The organism is Thalassotalea sp. G2M2-11 (assembly GCF_017168195.1).
Classification (GTDB): Bacteria; Pseudomonadota; Gammaproteobacteria; order Enterobacterales; family Alteromonadaceae; genus Thalassotalea_E.
Genome location: NZ_JADNYL010000007.1, coordinates 39,734 through 45,733, shown reverse-complemented (window position 1 = coordinate 45,733; position 6,000 = coordinate 39,734). Strand labels below are relative to the sequence as shown.

The window sequence follows — 6,000 nt, the reverse complement described above, 5'->3', positions numbered from 1 at the left end:
GCAAGACCATTGTCCCTGTTTATTTGCTTGTTATGTTTCTGTTACAGCCAAACCTTTTTGAATACGGTTACGACCTTTAGAATAAATTTCTTGGGCTCGTCGTATGTAAAATGCAGCGGCAGCTAACTGATTAGGGGTTGTAATGGTGCACTCTGAATAGCCTGACATACCTTCTTTAAGAGGTAATTCTTTGAATTCAGCAAATTCAGATGGATTACCACGCAAGCTAATAGCAATATTTTTAGCACGCTTCCAATGAGGTTCAAGTGTTACAAAGTTATTTGGGCGAATTACCCAGCGTTTACCATTTAATTCAAATTTACCATTATCTGCAATAGACTCTGAATAATCGGCAATTGCCAACCCTACAATTGAAAGATCTCCAAGTTCATTTAAATTATCACGGATATTCAACTTACACTCTCCAAAGAAACATAACGCCCCATTCAGGGGCTTTTAATAGTTGGTTAAAATAACGAACGCAGTGAGGAAAGCCAACTATTTAAAGTCCCGCACTGCAATGGCTTGTTAGGAAATACCCTACGCAAAAGCCTCAATTTGTTTGATTAATGACTCTACAGTTAAATCAATACCAGTAATATTTTGACCACTGAGATTTACGCCAATCAGTCGATTATTCTCCATTAACATAGGAGATAAAACATCTTTAAAGAATTGCCAAGAAATCTCTCTCGGAGAGTACTCACCTAATAATTCAGGGTTAAGCTTTTTAAGCCTCATAATTCTTGATTTTGAAGACCAAAGAGGAAAAGACACTTTATCACCATCGACATCAAATTCTAAAGCGTCACCATCTTCAGTTTCAGCGAACCACAATCTTTGATTTTCTGAAACTTCTTCATAGAATTTATTTGCCTGGGAGCTTCCACTACTCATTTGGTATTCCTAACGCCTCGCATAACGGGCTAATAATGCTTGGCTAAAATTGGTGAGGCACGAACCAAGCCAAGCTTTATTAGTCCATGCGTTGATGCGCTTGTTAGGCAACTTTTACATATACCCAATGTGCTGGCTTTATGGCATGCATGAACATACATTTCCAATTATTGTAGTTAGCCCCACATTGTAATCTTGTATTTTTACCGTCAGATATTTCAAATTTAAATGGCATGGACTTACACCAATCGATTTTCACTGAAATAGTATGGTTGCCTGCTGGTAGTTCAAAGTGTTTCGTTTCGCCAGAGCCAATTTCACCAACCACAGCGTTGTCAACAAAAACGATATATTTACGAAGATAATTTGTGGGTTCAACGCCACGAGCTAATGTTAAACAGTTTAAGGGAGCAGAGCTATCTTTAACCAAGCTTTCCTTATGTCGTTTTATCTTCGCACTAAAATAAATACCAGAACCTAGCCAAATAACTAGAACCCCAATTAGAGGTAAAAATGCTTTGATTAACTCCATACTTTCCCTAGTTGCCTAACGCCTTACTAATGGGCGCATAAATGCTTGGCTAAAATTAGCGACGAAGGAGCACAAGCCAAGCGTTTTGCGACCTTTTGAGTAACTTGTTAGGTTTATATTTTTTTGTAATACACATCTATCTTGTGCCCAACAGCCTTAAAGTCACTGTTGATTTTTAAGAAACAAACCTCTCTCGTTTCCTTTTCTTCGTAATTTTTACCAGAAACTTTGGTTTTTGCGATTGTACTGGAAGTGGCGCAAAAGCCTGTGTTGTCAGTTAAACGTACTTCTGTATTATCTAACGTAGAGCGTGGTGTCGAGTTAGGCTTGTTCATTTTTTTCATAAACCCGACCATTTGTTCACCAGTTACTTTACGGCTATCACTCCCCATTCCTGGGACATGCATAGTTTGAACTATTTCATATTCATCAGTTAGCCACTGTGAATACTTGCTTGCATCATTACTCATATAGTCCGATTCAAATGCAAGGTAGATAGATTTTAGCTCGTCATTTGCAAACGCACTGATACTAAAAATAGTTAGAAGCGATAAAATATATTTCAATGGTTACTCCTTTAAACCTAACGCCCCGTTCAGGGGCTTTTAATAGTTGGCTAAAATAACGAACGCAGTGAGGGAAAGCCAACTAATAAAAGTCCCTCTCTGCAACGGCTTGTTAGCCATACATTGCACACATTAATTTATTGATATTGCTCTCCAAGAGGATGCCTTTTTGAAAGTAATGGTGCTTAGGTCTGTTATGACGTTATCGTTATTAGTTAATATTTTAGGTAAGTGTAACGTGAATGATTCCAATCTCTGAATTTCCTTTTTAAACTCAATGACTAATACTTCTCCACTTTCTAAATTTGTATTTAATGCATGGCCCGCGTCTCCAATTTTACTAATAACTCTTAGCTCACTAGGGTAAGACTTCCGTGACTCTCCAGAGATGTAAAAACTGGATGATGTAATTGAAATTGCATTATTCTCAGAATTATTGGAAAGAAATAACCAAGTTGAATCTGAGTTCTCTTGAGTCCACACCTCTAATTTAATGGCTCCACGATAAATATAGGCTTGGCTATTTTGTATATGATCATCTTCGGTGTTAGCGACAGGCTTGTAATATGTCGCCTTGTAAGCACACCCTGTTAAAAAAGAAATAAAAAGGCAAACTGTAAAAATATACTTAATCATATTTTGTATGGCTAACGCCCACAGCAGAGGCAAACATGGAGCGCAGCGGAATGTTTGTCCTGCTGGCTGTGCTTGTTAGCTGATTGCTGATTCATGGACCTGCGGCACAAAACCGTTGCTTAACAACTCGACAATTGACGGCGGTGTAAGTAATGTGACCATCTCATCTTTTGCTGGTAGGGAAACGCTACTAACATAGCCGTCAAATGACCATTCCTTAAGCTTACCTTTCCAAAACAGGAATGCCTCGCCACCTATTTCAATAAATGCGCCATCGGGAAGCTTTTCGAAAGAGCAAGAATGTTTGACCTTTACTCCTCCGCGAGCTGCTCGCTCTGCATGTAACTGCTTATCGATTTCTGAAACGGATATAGACTTAAGATCAGTTTTGCATTTAAGCCACAAGTTTTTAAATTCGTTATATCTCTGCCGCCTACAATGAGCACAAGGCCGATGCCCCGCTGCAAGTGCCGTTGCCTCATCCAAGAAAAATAGTTCAGAGTAACTATTTTGTCCGAACAACTTGCGCTTTATCCCTTTAAAACTGAGTTCACAAGTTACCCAATTTTTGTGTGCCCAAGGCTTAACAATATTCTTGTCGTTATCATGTAGGATTCCCCTGTTTCCAAGAAACTCACCTCTTGCTTTGACAGCAACCAAATTTCCCCAAGGATCTATTCTATTTTGTAGAGGCATTCACTCTTCTCCGACAGCTAACGCCCCAATAAGGGGCTGATAAATGCTTGGCTAAACTTGTGTAGCGAAGCGGAACTGAGCCAAGTGTTAGCAGTCCCGCGCTTAATTGGCTTGTTATATTTTCATTTACGCGAACAGAATACCGAGTGATATGGAAAGAGCAATAATATGATTCCTAAGCCAATTGCCCAAACAATATCAACAGTTTGAAACAATAAAGCATGATTATTTTCTAGTAAAGAGTTAACCGAACCATAGAGTAATTTACTAGCTTCAGGTTCTATATTCTGGTTTTCGATGAGCATTGCTATTTTAGAGCTTAACTCTTTATCTGCTTCAACATTAGCAGAGATAAGTGACTCCATAAAATAGGAAGCCCCAAAGATTATTAGACCAATAAATGCAGGGAAAAATGATTTAATGTTACTCATGCAACTCCTTTGCTACAGGGAAATATAACGCCGCGTTAAACGGCTTAGTAATGCTTGCTAAAATGTGAAGCGAAGCGAAACCGAGCAAGCATTACGGTGTCCGACTTTTTAAACGCCTTGTTATAACTACATTACTTCGTACTTAAACCTTCTTCAGTGAAATACTCGCTCCAAGCTTTGGTTTTAATTTCCGAGAGCACATTAGGTGTGAGAACATAATAGTCTGTAATTAACTTATTTTTCTTTCGGCCATATCCAAGCCAAATGGTCGTTTCGTAATTTAAATCTGATGGAATTCCAAAAATAGAACCTAAACTCCTTTCTAGTTCATCACTAGACTGACTTTCTAAATTTGCATAGAAAATGATCGCACCTTGATGTTTTACTTGAATTGAAGCTAAAACGAATTCATCAGATTTAATTTTTTCTGGGTGGAGTAAATAAAGACTTCTAATTGAGCTTCCAGTTGATGATGCACTTTCTAATAGTTGAATTTTGAACAGTGATACTTGCTCAACACTTAATTCATGTTCATTCACATATACAGATGTAGTATTTATTGAAAAGCATGCAAAGTATATAAAAGCTAAAATTTTACGCATGATTTCCCTTGTAGTTATAACGCCCGCCTAAGAGGCGGAAAATGCTTGGCTAAAATTAGCGAAGAATGAGCGCAAGCCAAGCATTTTGCGTCCATTTTTTAAGGCGCTTGTTAGGCTACAAAAAGCCTATTTTTGCTCTAGGCTCACCTTTAATTGAATCTTCATAATCTTGCTTAATAGACTCATAGACATGCTTATTTATTGCTTGAGATGACTCATATGACAAGTTACTCAATGTAAAGTTTTCACCAAGAATATTTATGATAAAACTATCACCTTTAGTATTTATAGTTAAGTGTGCCACCGAACCACCAAAGTAATTTGACTCACTTGAACTGAAGGAAAACTCTATGCCTATATGAAACTCTGTATTACTTTTACTTACCAGTTTTGCTTTATCTTCACTTTTGATGCGTTGAGATAAGTCACTAGAAAGTTGAACCAATTTTACTTGGTTACTAGGTGCCTCCAAGTAGTTCGATAAATGACTTACAATATTGACTGCGCACCGCATTGCCTTTTCCATGTTTTGAAATAAAAGCTCTGCATCTTTTAATACTAGTGAGTTTAATTCGTCAAATTTACTCATAATCATCCTTAATAACCAATACTCGAATGTAGCCTAACGCCTTAATAAACGGCGAAAAATAGCAGGCTAAACTAAGCGAAGAATGAGCGCAAGCCTGCTGTTTTGCGTCCACTGTTTAATTAACTTGTTATATTTCACTTACTTCTCTGTTCCGCTAGAAAAGCAGCGTATTCAGACCTAGCTTTACTGTTTGGCTTTAAACCTTTTGAATCGCACCAATTTAGCAATTTACTAATTTTAATTGATATTTTCTTCACTTGATGCCCGTCAGTTCGAAGCTCTTTGATAACAGTTTCAGCATTGTGCCGCCATTCTTGGTAAGTATCATCCAGCGTTTCGGGATCTTCTACGGTTTCTTTTAACTTTTGCCATTCTTCAGGCTGAAACCAAGCGAAAGAATAAACGATTTGTTGTTCACTCATACTGGTCTTCTCCGTGAAATATAACGCCCCATTCAGGGGCTGATAATAGCTTGCTAAACTTGTGAAGCGAAGCGGAACCGAGCAAGCTGTTAGCAGTCCCGTCACTGTAATGGCTTGTTATAAGCACTGCTTCACGTTGGCTTCAATATACTTAACAATTGAAGGCACGCTGTAACTTTTTAAATAGTTTGTTCCACATTTACTAGTGCATTGGTATGTAATCAACACTGCTGCATCGCCGCCCGAATGAATAGTTTCATAAAACCCGAGAATTACAGTTGTTTTCTGCTCATTTATTTTTTCAAAATTGGTTTTTGTAATAAATATTGGATTTTCATTTAACCTGTACTCAACCATTGTTGAAACAGGAATCCACTTTCCTCCAATGACTTTCGGGTAATTTAAACCAACATATTCATCGGTTGGGCGATCTAAAGTGAAGCCAAGGCAAAATGCTTTTTCAGGTGTTAACTCGACGTCTGGCGGAACCATATCCGCCAAAGAAATAAATGAGAATAAGTAAAATATTACTAGAATATTACGCATTGATTTCCCTGTGCTTATAACAGCTTATTAGGAGGAATAATTCTCGCTTTACGGCGGAAAGTTTACCTCCATGTATTGATAAA

11 protein-coding genes are annotated in these 6,000 nt (G+C 37.9%); all 11 read right to left on the bottom strand.

Annotated features, from left to right (window positions below; genetic code table 11):
* Nucleotides 1–30 precede the first annotated feature (30 nt).
* The 11 genes from IV514_RS17310 to IV514_RS17260 all read right to left on the bottom strand — a co-directional run bounded on the left by IV514_RS17310 (nucleotide 31) and on the right by IV514_RS17260 (nucleotide 5,917).
* Entirely contained in the window at nucleotides 31–414 is a 384-nt protein-coding gene (locus tag IV514_RS17310) for a hypothetical protein (protein WP_206486579.1), read from the bottom strand.
* A 126-nt stretch (nucleotides 415–540) separates the two neighbouring features.
* Entirely contained in the window at nucleotides 541–897 is a 357-nt protein-coding gene (locus IV514_RS17305) for a DUF2750 domain-containing protein (RefSeq protein WP_206486578.1), read from the bottom strand.
* 103 nt (nucleotides 898–1,000) lie between these two features.
* Nucleotides 1,001–1,429 carry a hypothetical protein gene (locus tag IV514_RS17300; RefSeq protein WP_206486577.1) on the bottom strand — a complete coding sequence of 143 codons (429 nt, stop codon included), beginning with the start codon at nucleotides 1,427–1,429 and terminating at the stop codon, nucleotides 1,001–1,003.
* A 113-nt stretch (nucleotides 1,430–1,542) separates the two neighbouring features.
* The gene (locus tag IV514_RS17295) at nucleotides 1,543–1,995 is read right to left on the bottom strand and encodes a hypothetical protein (RefSeq protein WP_206486576.1); all 453 of its coding nucleotides are present in this window, start codon (nucleotides 1,993–1,995) and stop codon (nucleotides 1,543–1,545) included.
* Nucleotides 1,996–2,127: 132 nt separating this feature from the next.
* Entirely contained in the window at nucleotides 2,128–2,631 is a 504-nt protein-coding gene (locus tag IV514_RS17290; RefSeq protein WP_206486575.1) for a hypothetical protein, read from the bottom strand.
* Between the two features lie 75 nt (nucleotides 2,632–2,706).
* Complete coding sequence (locus IV514_RS17285; RefSeq protein WP_206486574.1) at nucleotides 2,707–3,327, bottom strand: hypothetical protein; 621 nt, start codon at nucleotides 3,325–3,327, stop codon at nucleotides 2,707–2,709.
* A 122-nt stretch (nucleotides 3,328–3,449) separates the two neighbouring features.
* Nucleotides 3,450–3,758 (bottom strand): hypothetical protein, encoded by a 309-nt coding sequence (locus IV514_RS17280; protein ID WP_206486573.1) that lies wholly within the window; start codon nucleotides 3,756–3,758, stop codon nucleotides 3,450–3,452.
* A 131-nt stretch (nucleotides 3,759–3,889) separates the two neighbouring features.
* Entirely contained in the window at nucleotides 3,890–4,360 is a 471-nt protein-coding gene (locus tag IV514_RS17275; RefSeq protein WP_206486572.1) for a hypothetical protein, read from the bottom strand.
* 115 nt (nucleotides 4,361–4,475) lie between these two features.
* The gene (locus IV514_RS17270) at nucleotides 4,476–4,949 is read right to left on the bottom strand and encodes a hypothetical protein (protein WP_206486571.1); all 474 of its coding nucleotides are present in this window, start codon (nucleotides 4,947–4,949) and stop codon (nucleotides 4,476–4,478) included.
* A 134-nt stretch (nucleotides 4,950–5,083) separates the two neighbouring features.
* Nucleotides 5,084–5,371, bottom strand: a complete 288-nt coding sequence (locus IV514_RS17265; protein ID WP_206486570.1) for a hypothetical protein — start codon at nucleotides 5,369–5,371, stop codon at nucleotides 5,084–5,086.
* A gap of 117 nt (nucleotides 5,372–5,488) precedes the next feature.
* On the bottom strand, nucleotides 5,489–5,917 hold the full coding sequence (locus IV514_RS17260) for a hypothetical protein (protein ID WP_206486569.1): 429 nt from the start codon (nucleotides 5,915–5,917) through the stop codon (nucleotides 5,489–5,491).
* Nucleotides 5,918–6,000: the final 83 nt, after the last annotated feature.